Annotated in this window: 15 protein-coding genes; 5 read left to right on the top strand and 10 right to left on the bottom strand. The window is 61.5% G+C overall.

Annotation, left to right across the window (positions count from 1 at the left end; translation table 11 throughout):
* The first annotated feature begins 105 nt into the window (after positions 1-105).
* From JFU57_RS31900 to JFU57_RS31890, 3 genes are read left to right on the top strand one after another with little or no spacing between them, the layout of a single operon-like run.
* Positions 106-447, top strand: a complete 342-nt coding sequence (locus JFU57_RS31900; protein WP_043228752.1) for a helix-turn-helix domain-containing protein — start codon at positions 106-108, stop codon at positions 445-447.
* Positions 444-815, top strand: coding sequence for a hypothetical protein (locus JFU57_RS31895; RefSeq protein WP_003179080.1), 372 nt, complete (start codon positions 444-446; stop codon positions 813-815). Before JFU57_RS31900 ends, JFU57_RS31895 begins: the two co-directional genes overlap by 4 nt.
* 1 nt (position 816) lies before the next feature.
* Complete coding sequence (locus JFU57_RS31890; RefSeq protein ID WP_201131952.1) at positions 817-1233, top strand: tetratricopeptide repeat protein; 417 nt, start codon at positions 817-819, stop codon at positions 1231-1233.
* On the opposite strand, the gene JFU57_RS31885 is transcribed toward JFU57_RS31890, so the two are convergent.
* The gene (locus JFU57_RS31885) at positions 1184-2995 is read right to left on the bottom strand and encodes a bifunctional diguanylate cyclase/phosphodiesterase (protein ID WP_078470760.1); all 1812 of its coding nucleotides are present in this window, start codon (positions 2993-2995) and stop codon (positions 1184-1186) included. The genes JFU57_RS31890 and JFU57_RS31885 overlap by 50 nt on opposite strands.
* A gap of 134 nt (positions 2996-3129) precedes the next feature.
* Positions 3130-5214, bottom strand: coding sequence for a carboxy terminal-processing peptidase (locus JFU57_RS31880; protein ID WP_177326754.1), 2085 nt, complete (start codon positions 5212-5214; stop codon positions 3130-3132).
* A 138-nt stretch (positions 5215-5352) separates the two neighbouring features.
* Between JFU57_RS31880 and JFU57_RS31875 the strand changes: the two genes are divergently transcribed.
* Complete coding sequence (locus JFU57_RS31875; RefSeq protein ID WP_078470759.1) at positions 5353-6315, top strand: zinc-binding dehydrogenase; 963 nt, start codon at positions 5353-5355, stop codon at positions 6313-6315.
* A 144-nt stretch (positions 6316-6459) separates the two neighbouring features.
* Here JFU57_RS31875 and JFU57_RS31870 read toward each other — a convergent pair whose 3' ends face one another.
* From JFU57_RS31870 to JFU57_RS31845, 6 genes are all read right to left on the bottom strand, one after another.
* The gene (locus tag JFU57_RS31870; protein WP_020295550.1) at positions 6460-7113 is read right to left on the bottom strand and encodes an HAD family hydrolase; all 654 of its coding nucleotides are present in this window, start codon (positions 7111-7113) and stop codon (positions 6460-6462) included.
* A gap of 40 nt (positions 7114-7153) precedes the next feature.
* On the bottom strand, positions 7154-8158 hold the full coding sequence (locus tag JFU57_RS31865) for an ABC transporter ATP-binding protein (protein ID WP_201131951.1): 1005 nt from the start codon (positions 8156-8158) through the stop codon (positions 7154-7156).
* A complete protein-coding gene (locus tag JFU57_RS31860; RefSeq protein ID WP_201131950.1) occupies positions 8155-8955 on the bottom strand; it encodes an ABC transporter permease in 801 nt (266 codons plus the stop codon). Before JFU57_RS31860 ends, JFU57_RS31865 begins: the two co-directional genes overlap by 4 nt.
* A complete protein-coding gene (locus tag JFU57_RS31855; RefSeq protein ID WP_201131949.1) occupies positions 8942-9805 on the bottom strand; it encodes an ABC transporter permease in 864 nt (287 codons plus the stop codon). The genes JFU57_RS31860 and JFU57_RS31855 overlap by 14 nt, the downstream gene beginning before the upstream one ends.
* Complete coding sequence (locus JFU57_RS31850) at positions 9784-10590, bottom strand: alkaline phosphatase family protein (protein ID WP_201131948.1); 807 nt, start codon at positions 10588-10590, stop codon at positions 9784-9786. The genes JFU57_RS31855 and JFU57_RS31850 overlap by 22 nt, the downstream gene beginning before the upstream one ends.
* Before the next feature lie 75 nt (positions 10591-10665).
* Complete coding sequence (locus JFU57_RS31845; protein ID WP_201131947.1) at positions 10666-11733, bottom strand: ABC transporter substrate-binding protein; 1068 nt, start codon at positions 11731-11733, stop codon at positions 10666-10668.
* 361 nt (positions 11734-12094) lie between these two features.
* Between JFU57_RS31845 and JFU57_RS31840 the strand changes: the two genes are divergently transcribed.
* On the top strand, positions 12095-12808 hold the full coding sequence (locus JFU57_RS31840) for a UTRA domain-containing protein (protein ID WP_020295544.1): 714 nt from the start codon (positions 12095-12097) through the stop codon (positions 12806-12808).
* A 43-nt stretch (positions 12809-12851) separates the two neighbouring features.
* Here the strand turns inward: JFU57_RS31840 and JFU57_RS31835 are convergent, their stop codons facing one another.
* Together JFU57_RS31835 and JFU57_RS31830 are read right to left on the bottom strand one after the other, a co-directional pair.
* Complete coding sequence (locus JFU57_RS31835; RefSeq protein ID WP_078470753.1) at positions 12852-15008, bottom strand: mechanosensitive ion channel family protein; 2157 nt, start codon at positions 15006-15008, stop codon at positions 12852-12854.
* 79 nt (positions 15009-15087) lie between these two features.
* Positions 15088-15264, bottom strand: a complete 177-nt coding sequence (locus JFU57_RS31830; protein WP_020295542.1) for a hypothetical protein — start codon at positions 15262-15264, stop codon at positions 15088-15090.
* Positions 15265-15323 lie beyond the last annotated feature (59 nt).

Genomic DNA, 15323 nt, shown 5'->3' with positions numbered 1-15323 from the left:
CAACGGATCCATACAATGATGCTCCCCGCGACCTTGGCGACTGTTAGGATTACACTTCAAGGGAAAAGTCCGACTCGCTAAGTGTCGTTGTCCTACGGGGTAGTAATGGATATTCAGATAATTGCACGCGATGGCGAGCCCGAATATGCGGTTGTGCCATGGGCTCAGTATCAGGCTTTATTGACAGCAGCAGGGATCACCGACCCATCGCCGCGCCCGGACTCCGTCATCCACGCGGCCGCACCAGGCCAGGTCCTTCCTGGCCTGGATCAACTACGCAGTTTGCGCGAAGGGAAGGGCATCGCCATTGAGGCGCTGGCCCGCAAAGTAGGCATCAGCCCGTCTTACCTGGCCCTGATTGAAAGCGGCGAGCGTCTACCCGACGCTGCGATTCGCCGCAGCCTGGCCTGGGAACTGACGGTGCCGGGGTGGAGGGAGCAACCGTGAGTGTAAGGATCAGTCGTCAGCATTGGGATGGGCTGTTGGGTGAACTGGATCAGGCCCGTCGACAGCGTCATCTTCTTACTTATCGTGCGCTCCTTGAGCGCCTGCAGTTACCCAGCCCCGCCATGCAGACCCTGACCGCCGCGCTCGAACACTTGGCGGCTCTGGATGCGCGCGCGGAACAACCGCTGCGCAGTTCGCTGGTCATCAGCCAGGGCGCCAGTCGCCTGCCACGCACCGGTTTTTTTGAGTGTGTCGAGCGTCTCGGGCGTTTTTCCGGGCCGTCCGACGGTGTAGCCGCGGCCTCCTGGCATGCTTCGGAAGTGGTGCGGGTGTTCGAATACGAGTACCCCGAATCAGCGGAGGCCTGACATGTTCTGGCGACTCAAGGCGCGTTTCGGCTACTGGCTGGCGCGCCGGTTGTTTCATTGGTCATGGCTGGTGCGGCAACCGCGCAGTTGGCACTGGCTGGAAGGGCAATTTGCGCGCATGGCCAACCTCGGCGATGTCGATGCCCAGAGCTTCTACGGGCATATCCTGACTTTTCGTGGCCAGGGGCTCGGTGCTCGCGAGGAAGGTGTGCGCCTGTTGCGTCTGGCGGCGTTGGCCGGGGACGGCAAGGCCGCTTATCAGGTCGGGGTGATCAGCCTCGCCGGCACAGCCAGCAAGGCACCTGACCCGGCCGAAGCCGCGCGCTGGTGGACCATGGCGGCCAAGGCCGGGCACCCGTTGGCCGAGCTCAAGCTTGCGCAGCTGAATCCACCGGATCCTGCACTCCCTCAGCGCTGAGTGTGGCCGCCAGGTCCAGGCTGTCGATCACATGGATGCTGTAACCCAGCACATTCTTGGCGTGGTGCTTGGCCTGGGAGGCCAGCTCGGCGAGCTGGCTGGAGTCGAGTTGTCCACAGGCCTCTGGATGCAGATGCACCACCCCGATCGACAATGACAGCAGGGCGAATTCCTGGCGCACGCCCTGGCGGTTGGGCGCGATGAAGCACCCGGCTTCCAGGTGTTCGGCGCGGTAGAAGCGTCGGCACTGGCTGTGGAAATCATCCAGGAGCTGGCTCAAGCGCTTGCGCCAATCCTCGGGGCCCAGCACCAGCAAAAAATCATCGCCGCCGATATGCCCGACAAAGTCGCGACTGGGGTCAACACGATCGTTCAGGCATTGCGCCAGGCACAGCAGCACTTCATCGCCGCGGCCGTAGCCGTAGATATCGTTGAAGGGTTTGAAACTGTCGATATCCACATAACAGATCACCGACTCCCGCCCTTGTTGCAGCAGGCGCGTCAGGCATTGCTGGATCGGCACATTACCCGGCAGCAGGGTCAGCGGATTGGCATAGCGTGCCTGCTGGATTTTCAGCTCGGTGATCAGTTTCAGCACATCGATTACCCGCCCCAGGCCCAGGTAGCCGCCGTTGAGGGTGATGATGAAGTCTTCTTCGATGCGCTGGCGTGCGCGGCTGGTGATCAGCCGGCTGACCTGCTGCAGTGATTGACTCAGCTCTACGGCCAAGAAGTCGTCGTTCATCAGCCGGCTGATGGGCTTGCGCGCGAACAGGTCGGTGGCGAAGGGCTTGAGCAGGGCATCGGACAGCGAATGGCGGTGCACGATGCCACAGGGTTGGCCGCGCTCATCCAGCACCGCCAGCGAGTTCAGGTTGGCCTGGGAGCGGAAGGCCTCGAGTACGGTGGCGGTCGGCGTATTACGCGCCACTGCCGGTTGCTCGTTGAGCAGGGCGCTGAGGTCGGGGCTTTCATCGCTCAAGGCTACCGTGCTGCTCTCGTGCTTGGGCAGCATGGCGCGGGCGTCCCGGGGGGGCTGCTCTTGCGGGCGGCAGAGCAGATAGCCCTGAATCAGATCGACGCCCATCTCGGTCAGCACCGCCAACTCTTCCGCGAGTTCGATGCCCTCGGCGATAACCTGGGCCCGGGAGGCCCTGGCGATTTGCAGAATCGAGCCAACGAATTCGCGCTTCAACGCGTCCTGATGAATGCCGTCGATAAAGTGGCGGTCGATTTTCACGTAGTCCGGACGCAGTTCCGACCACAGGCGCAGGCTAGAGTAACCGGCGCCCAAATCGTCCAAGGCAATCGAGAAGCCCATGTCGCGGTAATGGTGCAGTGCGTTTTGCAGCAGGCCGAAATCATCGATTGGCGTCTGTTCGGTCAGTTCGATGACCACCTGGCTCGGCGGGATACCGAAGTCCTCCAGCAGTTGCAAGGTACGGCCAGGCTGGTGGGCGGCTTCAAGCAGGGATTCAGGGGAGACATTGAGGAACAGTTTGCCGGGCAGTTGCTGCTCGCTGAACCGTTTGCAGGCACTGTGACGGCAGGCTATTTCCAATTCGCTGAGGCGTCCGGCCTGGCGGGCCACGGCGAACAGCGCTACCGGCGAATGCAGCGGGCTGTTGGAGGGGCCGCGACTCAAGGCTTCATAACCCAGGATTCGACGTTCGGAGAAGCTGATGATGGGCTGGAACAGGCTGTGCAAACCGCTTTGAGCCAGGATTGAACTCAAGGCACTCAGCTGTTCGGTCGTGGTCATGGCGATCTCTGTCGAAAAAAAAAGGACCGGGCGAGCCCTTGATTCAAGAGCAGCGCCCGGTCCTTTATTTCACGACAGAATGATGACTGTTTGATGACGCTCCGAGGAGCGTCAGCATTAAATTGCCATCATTGTCAGTGCTTGGCGACCGAGGTGTTGAGCTTCAGGTAATCGAGCAGGATGCGCCCGGTTTCGCTGAGGTAGGCATCGTCTTCCGGTTTGGTCTTGTCCGGTTCGGCGGCGGCCAGTGCGTCTTCGTCCTCTTTCTTCAGCTCTTTCAGCGGGTCCTCGCCCTTGGCCTTGCGGCGGGCGTTTTCCAGGGCCAGTTGCTTGGCTTCGATGTCGGCATGTTGTGCGCGGCGTTCGACTTCGTTGAGGCTGACGGTCTTCTCGGCCATCAGTTTCTGCGCCAGGGCCAGCTTGTCGCGGATAAAGACGAATTCCGCGTCTTTGGCCGAACGTGCTTCATGTTCCGACTTGAGCTGTGCCAGGTACGGTTTGAACGGGTCTACCGCAGGCTTGATCGAAGGACGAATGGTGTCCCACGGCATGGCTTCGGGCAGGGCGCTCTCGCCGATTTCCTTGGTGTCGATGATTGATGGGAAGTTGACGTCCGGCAGTACGCCCTGATGCTGGGTGCTCTGCCCGGAAACCCGGTAGAACTTGGCCAGGGTAAGCTTCAGCTCGCCATGGTTGAGCGGCTGAATGGTTTGCACCGTGCCTTTGCCGAAGGTCTGGCCGCCGACGATCAATGCGCGGTGGTAGTCCTGCATCGCACCGGCGAAAATCTCCGAGGCCGACGCCGAGAGGCGGTTGACCAGCAGCGCCATCGGGCCTTTGTAGAAGGCCCCCGGGTTCTCATCTTCCAGCACATCCACGCGACCATCAGCGTTGCGCACAAGTACGGTCGGGCCTTTGTCGATAAACAGGCTGGTCAGCTCGGTGGCTTCCTGCAGCGAGCCGCCACCGTTGTTACGCAGGTCGATGACCACGCCGTCGACTTTTTCCTTCTGCAACTCGGTCAGCAGTTTCTTCACATCGCGAGTGGTGCTCTTGTAGTCCGGATCGCCGGCACGGAAGGCCTTGAAGTCCAGGTAGAAGGCCGGGATCTCGATCACCCCGAGCTTGTAGTCCTTGCCGTCCTGTTTCAGGTTGAGGACCGACTTCTTCACCGCCTGGTCTTCGAGCTTCACCGCTTCGCGGGTGATCGGCACGATCTTGCTGGTCTGATCGTTTGGCGCATTGCTGGCCGGGATCACTTCCAGGCGCACCAGGGTGCCTTTCGGGCCACGGATCAGCTTGACCACTTCGTCCAGGCGCCAGCCGACCACGTCGACCATTTCCTTGTCGCCCTGGGCGACACCGATGATCTTGTCTGCCGGTGCCACTTGTTTGGTCTTGTCTGCCGGGCCAGCCGGCACCAGGCGTACGACCTTGACCTGGTCGTTGTCGCTCTGCAACACGGCGCCGATGCCTTCCAGCGACAGGCTCATGTTGATGTCGAAGTTTTCCGCGTTATCTGGCGACAGATAGTTGGTGTGCGGATCGTATGACATGGCGAAGGTGTTGATGTAGGCCTGGAAGATGTCTTCGGCACGGGTCTGGTCCAGGCGCGCCAACTGGTTCTTGTAGCGCTTGGTCAGCAGTTCCTGGATGGCCTTGGGCTCTTTGCCCGCGATCTTCAGGCGCAGGACTTCATCCTTGACGCGTTTGCGCCACAGGTCGTCGAGCTCTGCGGTGGTCTTGAGCCAGGGAGCGTCCTTGCGATCGATCAGCAAGGTTTCCTTGGTGGTGAAATCGAATTTGTCGACGCCCTTGTCCAACTCTGCCAAGGCGAAATCGAGACGGGTTTTGACCCGGTCCAGGTAGCGCTTGTAGATGGTGAACCCGGCGTTGAGGTCGCCGCTTTTCAGGAAGTCGTCGAACTGGGTTTTCCACTTGTCGAATTCGGCGATATCGCTGGCCAGGAAGTAGCTGCGCGAAGGGTCCAACAGCTTGATATAGCTGTCGTAGATAATCACCGAACGCGCATCATCCAGCGGAGGCTTGCTGTAATGGTGGCGCTTGAGCAGCTCGACGACGCTAAGGCTGGCAATCACCTCTTCGCGATCAGGCTGAAGTTTGTCCCAGCTATTGGCTGCGAACGTATTGGCCGACATCGGCAACAGGCCAATACCAATGAAAAGAGCGAGGGCGGTGCTGGGGAACAAATGCTTCATGCTGATTCGACGCGGGGGCAATTGATAACGCATATTAGGCCGTCTTTGAAGTCGCCGGTTCCATAAGGGCCGGTCGCATAATGCAAAAAGCCCGGCGCTACAGCATCGGGCTCAGTCCAGACTCACTATGGAGGCACTGTGAAAGCATTGCAAGGCGTTGAAGGTCAAGTGGAGTGGGTTGAAGAGCCGAGCCCTGCGTGTGATGTAGGTCAAGTTCGCATCCGGGTGGCCGCTGCCGGCCTGAATCGAGCCGATTTGCTGCAGAAGGCCGGGCTCTATCCACCGCCGCCCGGTGCGAGCCAGGTGCTGGGGCTGGAATGCTCCGGAGTGATCAGCGAGGTGGGGCCGGGGGCGTCGTGGCAGATCGGCGACCGGGTGTGTGCACTGTTGGCTGGCGGCGGCATGGCCGAGGAAGTGGTGGTCGATGCCCGTCATGTATTGCCGGTACCGGAAGGCCTGTCCCTGGCCGAGGCCGCGGCCTTGCCGGAGGTGTACAGCACGGCGTGGTTGAATCTGTTCCAGCTGGCGGCGCTCAAGCCTGGGGAAAAGGTTCTGCTGCACGCCGGTGCCAGTGGCGTCGGTTCGGCGGCGATCCAGCTGTGCAAGGCCTTTGGCAATCCCTGTTGGGTCAGCGTCGGTTCGGCCGAGCGCCTGGCGTACTGTGAGTCCCTGGGCGCACAGGGGGGCGTGGTGCGTACCGATGGTCTTGAAGGCCTGAATGATTTCGCGCCGTTTGATGTGATTCTCGACCCGGTCGGTGCCAACTATGCCGCGCTCAACCTCAAGCTGCTGGCCCGTGACGGGCGTTGGGCACTGATTGGCTTGATGGGGGGGCGCGAGGCGAAATTGGACCTGGCCCAGGTGTTGGCCAAGCGTGTGCAATTGCTCGGTTCGACCCTGCGCAGCCGCGACGAGCAATTCAAGGCGGACCTGTTCAGCGACCTGAGCCAACACGTCTGGCCCCTGTTCGCCGAAGGGCGCCTGAGCCCGCAATTGGCCAGGGCCTACCCGATCAAGGATGCCGAAGCGGCATTTGCCGAACTGGCGACCAATCAGGTCTCGGGCAAGCTGGTGCTGGTGATTGATCCCACTTTGGTTTGACCGTCACTCGTAGCCGCTGCCGTGAGGCTGCCCTGGCGGTGTCGGGCGGTGGGAAATCGCTGTTGAGATGCGGCGTTGTCGAGGGGCAACGCAGCCTTCGGCAGCGGCTCCAGAGAGGGTAGCCGCGGCCCTATCAGGCGCTGGTTACTTCCAGTGATGAATCGGCCAGCCGGCTTTTTCGGCATGTTCGCGCAGCACCGGGTCGGGGTTGACCGCGTGGGGGTGGTCGACCTTGAGCAGCAACGGCAAATCGTTGCGCGAGTCGGAATAGAAGCTTGCGCCCTCGAGGTTTTCCTCTTCTTCATCCAGCCATTGCAGGAGCCGAGTGATCTTGCCCTCGCGGTAGGTCAGGGTACCGACGGTGTTGCCGCTGTAGACCCCGTGGGTGACTTCCAGCTCGATCCCCAGCACTTCATCGATGCCTAGGCGCTCGGCAATCGGCTTGACCAGGTGCGTGCCCGAGGCCGAGATCACCAGGATCCGGTCACCGGCCTGGCGATGGGCGGCGATGGCCTTGCAGGCGTCGCTGTAGATGATCGGTTCGATCACGTCTTCGACCCAGGGTCCTACCAGGTGAGCGACTTCTTCCGGGGTGCGCCCGGCCATGGGTTCCAGGCTGAAGCTCATGAACTCTTCCATCGCCAGCTTGCCGTGGCTGTAGGCGTCCATCAGCTCGTGGTTGCGGCGCATGAACGACTCGCTGTCGACCCAGCCCAGGCGCCCCATCTGCTCGCTCCAGAGGGTGGCGCAGTCGCCGTGAATCAGGGTTTCGTCCAGATCAAAAATTGCCAGGGCCATCAGTGCAGGTCTCTCTTCAGAAGCGTTGCTGTCAAAGGCATCAGGCTACCTCACACAGGGCTGAGGGATCGATGGAAAGTGCCAGGCGCTGGCCGTCGGCATGCAAGTCGGCCGCCGAACGGTTGAGCACATCGACCACCAATTCCACGCCCCGGGCTTCCACGCGATAGCGAATCACATTGCCCAGCAGGCTGTGGCTACGCACCAGGGCGTCAGGCTCGCCGCTGCGGCTGAGTTCAATGGCTTCCGGGCGAATCGCGATGCGTCCGCTGATCGTCCGTTGCAGCAAGCGGCTCGCGCTCTCGGCGTCCAGCAGGTTGTAGTTGCCGATAAACCCGGCGGCGAATGCATCCACTGGCGCGGTGTAGAGGGTCTCGGCGTCGCCGCTCTGGACGATCCGCCCCTGGTTCATCAGGAAGATCCGGTCGGACATGGTCAGGGCTTCTTCCTGGTCATGGGTCACGAAAATCGTGGTCAGACCCAGCTCGCGCTGGATCTGCCGGATCTGCTCGCGCAGGTGCTTGCGGATCCGCGCATCCAGGGCCGACAGCGGCTCATCGAGCAGCAGCAGGCGCGGGCGGGTCACCAGGGAGCGGGCCAGGGCCACGCGCTGACATTGGCCGCCGGACAGCTGATGGGGGTAGCGCCCGGCAAACTCATTGAGTTCGACCAATTGCAGGGCTTCGAGCACGCGCTTGTGGCTGTCGTCGGCGTTGACCTTCTGCATCCGCAGGCCAAAGGCGACGTTCTGTTCCACGGTCATGTTGGGGAACAGCGCGTAGCTCTGGAACACCATGCCGATTCCGCGTTTCTGCGGGCTCAGCGGCACGATGTCCTGGCCTTCGAGAAGGATTTTGCCGGCGTCCACCGGGGTCAAACCGGCGATGCAGCGCAGCAGGGTGGATTTGCCGCAGCCGGAGGGGCCGAGCAGGGTGACGAACTCGCCCTTGGCGATTTCGCAATTGATGTCGCTGAACACCGGCGTGGCGGCGGCGCCTTTTTGCCCGTAACTTTTTTGCAGATGCTGGACGCTGACATAGCTCATTGGCTTTTGTCCTTGTTCAAGGTGTTGGCGGCCCAGGTCAGGACCAGGACAAAGAGGAAGTACGAGATCACCAGCGCACTGGTGAAGTGGCCGCTGCTGTTGCGCATGTTGTTGAGGTAGACCTGCAGGGTTTCATAGCGGGTGCCGACCAGGATGTTGGCGAACACAAACTCGCCGAACAGGAACGAGAACGACAGCAGCAACGCCACCATCAAGCCTTTGCGCAGGTTCGGCAGCACCACCAGGATCGCCGCCTGCCAGGTACTGGCGCCCAGTAATTGGGCCGCATCCATGAGGTCGCGCAGGTTGATTGCCTGCAGGTTGTTGGTGATCGCCCGGTACATGAACGGCAAGGCGACGGTGAAGTAGCAGCCGATCAGGATCCACGGCGTGCCGACCATGGCGAAGGGGCCTGAACCGTAAAGCTGCAACAGGCCGACCGACGACACCACCGGCGGCACCGCGAAGGGCAGCAGGATCAGGATATTCATCAGCGCGTCGAGCCTGGGGAAGTGGTAATGCACGACAAACAGCAACGGCAGGATCAGCACCACCGACAGGATCAAGGCGCCGACGCAGACCAGCAGTGACTGGCCGAATGCGCTCAGAAAACGCGGATCGCTCCACAGCTGCACGAACCACTTGAAGGTGAAACCGCTGGGCAGGATGGTCGCCGACCAGCTGCTGGCAAGGGAGTAGATCAGGGTCCCGGCCAGGGGCAGCAACAGGATCACGAACAGCAGGTAGACCACTACCCGGTGGTAGAGGTGGGCGGAGCCTTGTTCAGCGCGAGACATGGTAGCTCCTCTTCAGCAGCAACTGATGGACGATGGTCACCAGGGTCATCAGCGCTACCAGCACCACGGCCAGGGCGCTGGCCATGTTCGGGTCCAGGGAAATATCCCCCGACACCATCGCCGCGATGCGGATCGGCAGCACGTTGAAGTTACCGGTGGTCAGGGCAAATACCGTGGCGTAGGCGCCCAGGGCATTGGCCAGGAGGATGACGAACGTGCCGAGCAGGGCCGGGGTCAGCACGGGCAAGCCGATGTGGCGCCAGAACTGCCAGCCATTGGCCCCCATCAGGGAAGCCGACTCGCGCCAGTCTTCGCGCAGGGCATCGAACGCCGGGTACAGCAGCAGGACGCCGAGGGGAATCTGGAAGTAGGTGTAGAGAATGATCAGCCCGGTCTTGGAGTACAGGTTGAAGTCTTGAATGATCCCCGACTGCTTGAGCATCAGGGTGATGGTGCCGTTGAAGCCCAGCAGGATGATGAACGCGAAGGCCAGTGGCACGCCGGAAAAGTTGCTGGTCATGTTGGCGAAGGCGTTCACGAAGTTGCGCAATCTGGAATCCACGCGACGCAGCGAGTAGCTGCCGAGCACCGCGATGACGATGCCGAACGTGCTGGACCAGAACGCCAGCTCCAGGCTGTACTGGATCGATTGCAGGTAGAACTTGGAGTTGAAGATCTTGCTGAAGTTGGCCAGGCCCCAGCCGAACTCTTCCGATCGCAGGCTGTTGGTCATGACCCAGATCAGCGGCGCGATCTGGAACACGATGAAGAACAGGGCGAAAGGCACCAGGCACAGGATCGCCAGCCATTTACCACGGGTGACTGAATTCACTTCAACAGCTCCCGGCATGCAGGTTTGTCGTGGGGGACGCCGAGCAACTCGCAGACCGTGCCGCACAATTGGGTCTGCGTGGGCGCGGCGTCAGGGTTGAAACTGAACGCATCACCGATCACGAACAGCGGCACTTCGCGCTCTTCGGGCAACAGGCCATTGTGCGAGCGGTCGTTGTTCATGCCGTGGTCGGCGGTCACCAGCACCTGGTAACCGGCGTCGAGCCAGCCTTGCAGGTAGTCGGCCAGGATGATGTCGGCCGAGCGTGCGCTGTTGCGGTACTGCGCGGTGTCGAGGCCGTGCTTGTGCCCGGCATCGTCGATGTTCATCGGGTGCACCAGCAGGAAGTTCGGCGCGTGGCGCAGGCGCAGGTGCTCGGCGTCGGCGAACAGGTGCGAATCCGGGTAGTGATCATTCCAGTAGAAATGCCCCTGCTGGATGGGCAGCTCCGGGTTGTCGGTATGCCGATCACGGGCCGCGACAAAGGGCGTCCGGTTATACAGCTCGCTGACCCAGTGATAGGCCGCCGCGGCGGTACTGAGCCCGGCATCCCGGGCGTAATGGAAGATGCTGCGTTGGGTCGATAGCCGCGAGACATTGTTGTGCACGATGCCGCTGTCGATCGGCGGTACCCCGCTGAGGATGCATTCATAGAGCGGGCGAGACAGGGCGGGCAGTTCGCATTCGAGCTGGTACAGCGCTGCGCGCCCTGCACCGCAGTAAGCCTGAAGGTGGCCCATGGCATCTCGGGCGACCTGGTAATTCAGGCCGTCGAGCACCACCAGGATGACGTTGTGCTTCATGGGTTGCAGGACTCCGGATCAGATACAGCGTTGAACCGCCAGGAGCCGGCAACCCGGCCCCAGGGGATTGCAGCCTTACTGCATGTTGATGATCACTTCTTCCTGCCACTTCTGCGGCAGGCCTTTGGAGGTCTTTTCCCAGGCATCGGGGTCCTTGATCGGCGTGACGTGTTTGTACTGCTCGTTAGGCAGCAGGTTGGCCTGGACCTCGGCCGGCAGAGTCAGGTGTTCGGCACGGATCGGCCGGGCGTTGCCCCGTGCCAGGTTGGTCTGGCCGGCGTCGCTGAAGATGTATTCGCGTGCCAGTTTGGCGGCGTTCGGGTGCTTGGCGTATTTGTTGATGATGGTGGTGTAGCCGGAGATCACCGAACCGTCCGAAGGGATCAGCACGATGTAGTCGTCCTTGTTGACCATCTTGTTGCGATAGCTCAAGCCGTTGAAGTCCCAGACCACGCCGACTTCGACCTCACCCTTTTCCATGGTGGCGATGGTCGGGTTGGCCAGGGACAGGCGTCCCTGCTTGGCGATTTCGGCGAACAGCAGCAACGCCGGCTCGATGTTCTTTTCATCGCCGCCCTTGGCGATGGCGGCGGCCAATACACCGTTGGCGGCTTGCGCGGCGGTGCTGACGTCACCGATGGAAACCTTGTACTTGCCTTTCTCCAGGTCGGCCCAGCTTTTCGGCGCTTCGGACCCGTGCAGCAATTTCTTGTTGATGATGAAGGCAATGGTGCCGGTATAGGCCAGGGCCCAGTTGCCGTCCTTGTCCTTGGCCCAATCCGGGACCTGGGCCCAGGTGCTTGGCTTGTAAGGCTGAACCACGCCCTGCTTGACCGAGATCGGGCCGAAGGCGGCACCGACGTCGCCGATGTCGGCGCTGGCGTTGTCTTTTTCGGCCGCGAACTTGGCGATTTCCTGGGCCGAGCTCATGTCGGTATCGATGTGCTTGAGGCCATAGAGTTTGGCCAGGTCGTCCCAGGTGCCTTTCCAGTTGGCCCAGTCATCGGGCATGCCGACGCTGTTGACCGCACCTTCCGCTTTCGCAGCGGCTTCCAGGGTTTTCAAATCGGTATCAGCCGCCATGGCTGCGGTGCACATGGCAATGGTCGAGCCTAACAGTGATGCCAGGAAAAGCTGTTTCATCCAAAGCTCCTTTGGGCGTGTTCAACGCTGCGTTTTTATCGACGTTTGCGGTTGGGTTGGTCTAGGTCAGCAATACCTGAGCCAATTTAGGCGTGCTGGATGACACTTTGATGTCGGCATCAGTCCTGCAAGGTTTTTGATGGCCGCAGGTTGGGCGCCGCGAGATAAGCGTAGACCATGGCTAAACAGCTGATATGAAAGGACTTGGCGAAGTAATTGCAGGTGTCTGCAACAGCCGTTCGGCGGCTTTGTCATCTGTCAGTCATATGTATTGCCTAGGCTTTGGGCGACTTGCAGAGGCCTTGTTTGCCAGGCTGGCTGCCCTGTAACAGTGCTGGTCTAGTCCAGATAGGTAACGTTGATGCGCATCGATGCAACAAAGGCGGTAACCGCCATTGGCCAGGTCCTGCAGGAACAGATCGACCATGGCCTGCTGGCGGCAGGCAGCAAGCTGCCGGCCGAGCGCAAACTCAGTGAGTTGTTCGGCACCACCCGTATCACGGTGCGTGAGGCGTTGCTGCAGCTGGAAGCCCAGGGCCAGATTTATCGCGAGGAGCGCCGCGGCTGGTTTGTCTCGCCGCCACGGCTGGCTTACAACCTGATGCAGCGCAGCCACTTCCACGCCATGGTCAGTGCCCAGGGACGGGTACCTTCCACCGAGGTCATCTCCGCACGCTTGCAGCCGGCGTCGGCGGCGGTCTGTGCCTGGCTGCAACTGCCGGCGTTATCCAGCGTGATCCAGATCTGCCGGGCGCGACGCATCGATGAGCGGCTGGTGCTGTATGTCGAGCACTACCTGAACCCGCAGTACTTTCCGAAGATCCTCGATCTTGACCTGAACCAGTCGATCACCGAACTCTACGCCCGGCACTACGACCTGCATTACGGGCGGGTGCGCTTCGAGATCGTGCCGACCTCGTTGCAGGTGGAGGCGGCGGCGGCCTTGCGGGTGTCGGTGGGCAGCCCCGGATTGCGCATTGCCCGCGTCAACTACGACCAGCACGAGCGGCTGATCGATTGTGATCTGGAGTTCTGGCGCCATGATGCGATCCATGTCGGGGTCGACGTGGCCTGATACCGACCACTGGCCAAGTGACCGGCGTGCAGGAGGGAGGGGCTTACTCTTTTTCTGCACCGCCGGCGCCGGTGATCACCTGGATGCTCATGCGTGGGGTCGCCAGATCCAGGCCTGCGGCGTCGAGGTGGCGCTTGAGCGACAGGTTGAAGGCCCGTGACACTTCCCATTGCTTGATCGGCGCGGTCTTGAAGCGTGCGCGCAGCACCGCGCTGCCGGATTCAAAGCTCTCTACACCCTGGATCTCCAGGGGCGACCAGATATTGCGCCGTTGCAGCGGGTCGGAACGCATCTTCTGGCCGACATCGCGCATCAGCTTGATGGCGTCATCAATCTCCATGTTGTAGGGGATGGCCACGCGGAAAATCGCGTAGCCGAACTCCCGGGAGTAGTTTTTGATGCTCTTGATTTCACTGAACGGGATGGTGTGCACGATGCCGTCGATGTCCCGCAGGCGCACGGTACGGATGGTCAGGCCCTCGACGGTGCCGAGGTGGCCGCCGACGTCGACGTAGTCATCGATAGCCAGGGAATCTTCAATGATGATGAACAGGCCGGTGATCAGGTCGGCCACCAGGGACTGCGCACCGAAACCGATCGCCAGGCCGATCACACCGGCACCGGCCAGCAGCGGCGTGACGTTCATACCCATGTTGGCCAGGGCGACGATGGTGGCAATGATGAAGATGGCCACGAACAGCACGTTGCGGATCAGCGGCATCATGGTCTGCGCGCGGGCATTGGCCAGGCCTTTGCGCGAGCGGGTCAGGGCGTGATGCACGGCGGTGTCGCTGAGGATCCAGATCAGCCAGGCGAAGATCAGCGTGCCGGCGAGGCTGAACAGTTTGACGCTGACTTCGTGGCCCTCGCCTTCGGTGAAGCGGATCAGCGACATGCCCCAGACCCGTAATCCCAGCTCGATAAACGCCAGCCAGACCAGCAGGTGGGCGAGGGTGTAGCAGAAGCTTTTCAGGCGTTCGGAATACAGCGCATGGCGCTTGTGTCCGCGCAGGGGCTTGAGCGAGTGGCGTCGCACCAGGCCGTTGATCACCATGCACAGCACCAGCAGCACGGTGCAGATCAGCGATTGACGCAGGGCGGTGCTGGTGTCGCCGGCGGAAACGAAGGTGGCGAACAGCGAGATGCCTACCAGCAGCAGCGCTGGCAAGTACCAGAACGTGCCAATGATTTCGATGGTATCGCTCAGCGCACGGCGGGTCAGGCGCCGCGACAGTGGCTGGTTACGGATCAGGTGGGCGATCGGGCGGCGAAAGCGCAGGATGAACACCGCCGTGGAAAGCGCCGCCATCACATTGGCGAGCGTGGCGGCGGTGTGCGCCAGGTGGCTGCCCAGGCTGGCCACCAGGCGCGGGTCGCTGAGGGCTTCGCCAAAGGCGGCAAAACTGCCGATCAACCACAGCGGGCGGAATGCCTGACGGCGCAGAATGTAGAGCGCGCGGTGACGATGCGGGCCGTCAAGCACCGAAAACGCCACCACGCAGATCGCCGAAAAGAAGGTGCCGACCACCAGCGCATACGCCAGGACCATGGCCAGGTCCTTGCCCAGGGAGGAAGGCAGGGCGTAGCTCATATACACCGTGATCAACAGCGCGATCAGCCAGGGGCCGAGCTTGCGCAGGGCAAAGCGCAGCATGTCCCAGGTCTTGGGGTGTTGCGGCAGTTCCTCGGTCAGGCCAAAGCGCAGGCGGACCCGGTGGCTGATCCAGATCAGCGCGGCGGCCAGCAGGCTCCAGAGCATGAGGATCATGGCAAAGGCAAAGATGATCGGCAGCCATTCGCTGGCGGGCAGCATCAGCGCCGAGAGTTCGTCCTTGGCCTGGTCGAATTCTGCGGACCAGCGGTTGATCGGGCTGTCGGCACCGGAGAACTGTTTTTCCAGGCTCGCCAGGGTGCCGCCTATCAGGCCGAGCACGCCTTCCTCGCTGATCGGCTGAGCCTTTTTCGTGGTGTCGCGCAGCTTTTTCAGATCGGCCAGCAGCTTCGCCCGTTGCTGGTCGTTTTCCAGTGACTTGATCACTTCATCCAGGGATTGCCCCAGTGGCTGGTCGGCCTGGGCCTGGGTCTTGCTCGAGTTATTGAGCAGCCCCGGCAGGCCGACCGCCTGGGCAGCTGTCAGCGGCAGCAGGGTCAGCAGGCAGACAAGCAGGCAGTAGGGCAGGCGGAACAGACGAGCGAACACTGGGCGGGCAACCTCGGACAATAGCGGATCGACCGAGTGTACGAGGCAGTCCGGGCCAATGCGAGCTTGGCGGGCTGATTTATTCGGCGAGTTTGGCGAGGATCTTGTAGACCACTGTGCCGAGAATCAGCAGCATGCCCACCCACATGGTGAACACCCCGGCGTTTTTGTCGCGGAAGTTGAAGCCGATGGCCAGCAGGATCATCCCGGTCAGGATCGGAATGAGCATGGAGTGAAACGACGACATCGAGATCATGGCGACTGCCTTGTCAGAGAGAGTACTAATAAGTCTAGGTCGCTTTACTGCGACCCGGA

This window comes from Pseudomonas sp. TH07 (genome assembly GCF_016651285.1).
Taxonomy (GTDB): domain Bacteria; phylum Pseudomonadota; class Gammaproteobacteria; order Pseudomonadales; family Pseudomonadaceae; genus Aquipseudomonas.
The sequence above is the reverse complement of the archived record's forward strand: the minus strand, read 5'-3'. Positions and strand labels throughout refer to the sequence as shown.

Bases quoted from the DNA above. Each gene is read 5' to 3' on its own strand.
- JFU57_RS31855 (WP_201131949.1), bottom strand. From the start codon at position 9,805: ATGCCGGGAGCTGTTGAAGTGAATTCAGTCACCCGTGGTAAATGGCTG.
- JFU57_RS31850 (WP_201131948.1), bottom strand. From the start codon at position 10,590: ATGAAGCACAACGTCATCCTGGTGGTGCTCGACGGCCTGAATTACCAG.
- JFU57_RS31900 (WP_043228752.1), top strand. From the start codon at position 106: ATGGATATTCAGATAATTGCACGCGATGGCGAGCCCGAATATGCGGTT.
- JFU57_RS31845 (WP_201131947.1), bottom strand. From the start codon at position 11,733: ATGAAACAGCTTTTCCTGGCATCACTGTTAGGCTCGACCATTGCCATG.
- JFU57_RS31860 (WP_201131950.1), bottom strand. From the start codon at position 8,955: ATGTCTCGCGCTGAACAAGGCTCCGCCCACCTCTACCACCGGGTAGTG.
- JFU57_RS31880 (WP_177326754.1), bottom strand. From the start codon at position 5,214: ATGAAGCATTTGTTCCCCAGCACCGCCCTCGCTCTTTTCATTGGTATT.
- JFU57_RS31885 (WP_078470760.1), bottom strand. From the start codon at position 2,995: ATGACCACGACCGAACAGCTGAGTGCCTTGAGTTCAATCCTGGCTCAA.
- JFU57_RS31840 (WP_020295544.1), top strand. From the start codon at position 12,095: ATGCGCATCGATGCAACAAAGGCGGTAACCGCCATTGGCCAGGTCCTG.
- JFU57_RS31870 (WP_020295550.1), bottom strand. From the start codon at position 7,113: ATGGCCCTGGCAATTTTTGATCTGGACGAAACCCTGATTCACGGCGAC.
- JFU57_RS31865 (WP_201131951.1), bottom strand. From the start codon at position 8,158: ATGAGCTATGTCAGCGTCCAGCATCTGCAAAAAAGTTACGGGCAAAAA.
- JFU57_RS31830 (WP_020295542.1), bottom strand. From the start codon at position 15,264: ATGATCTCGATGTCGTCGTTTCACTCCATGCTCATTCCGATCCTGACC.
- JFU57_RS31890 (WP_201131952.1), top strand. From the start codon at position 817: ATGTTCTGGCGACTCAAGGCGCGTTTCGGCTACTGGCTGGCGCGCCGG.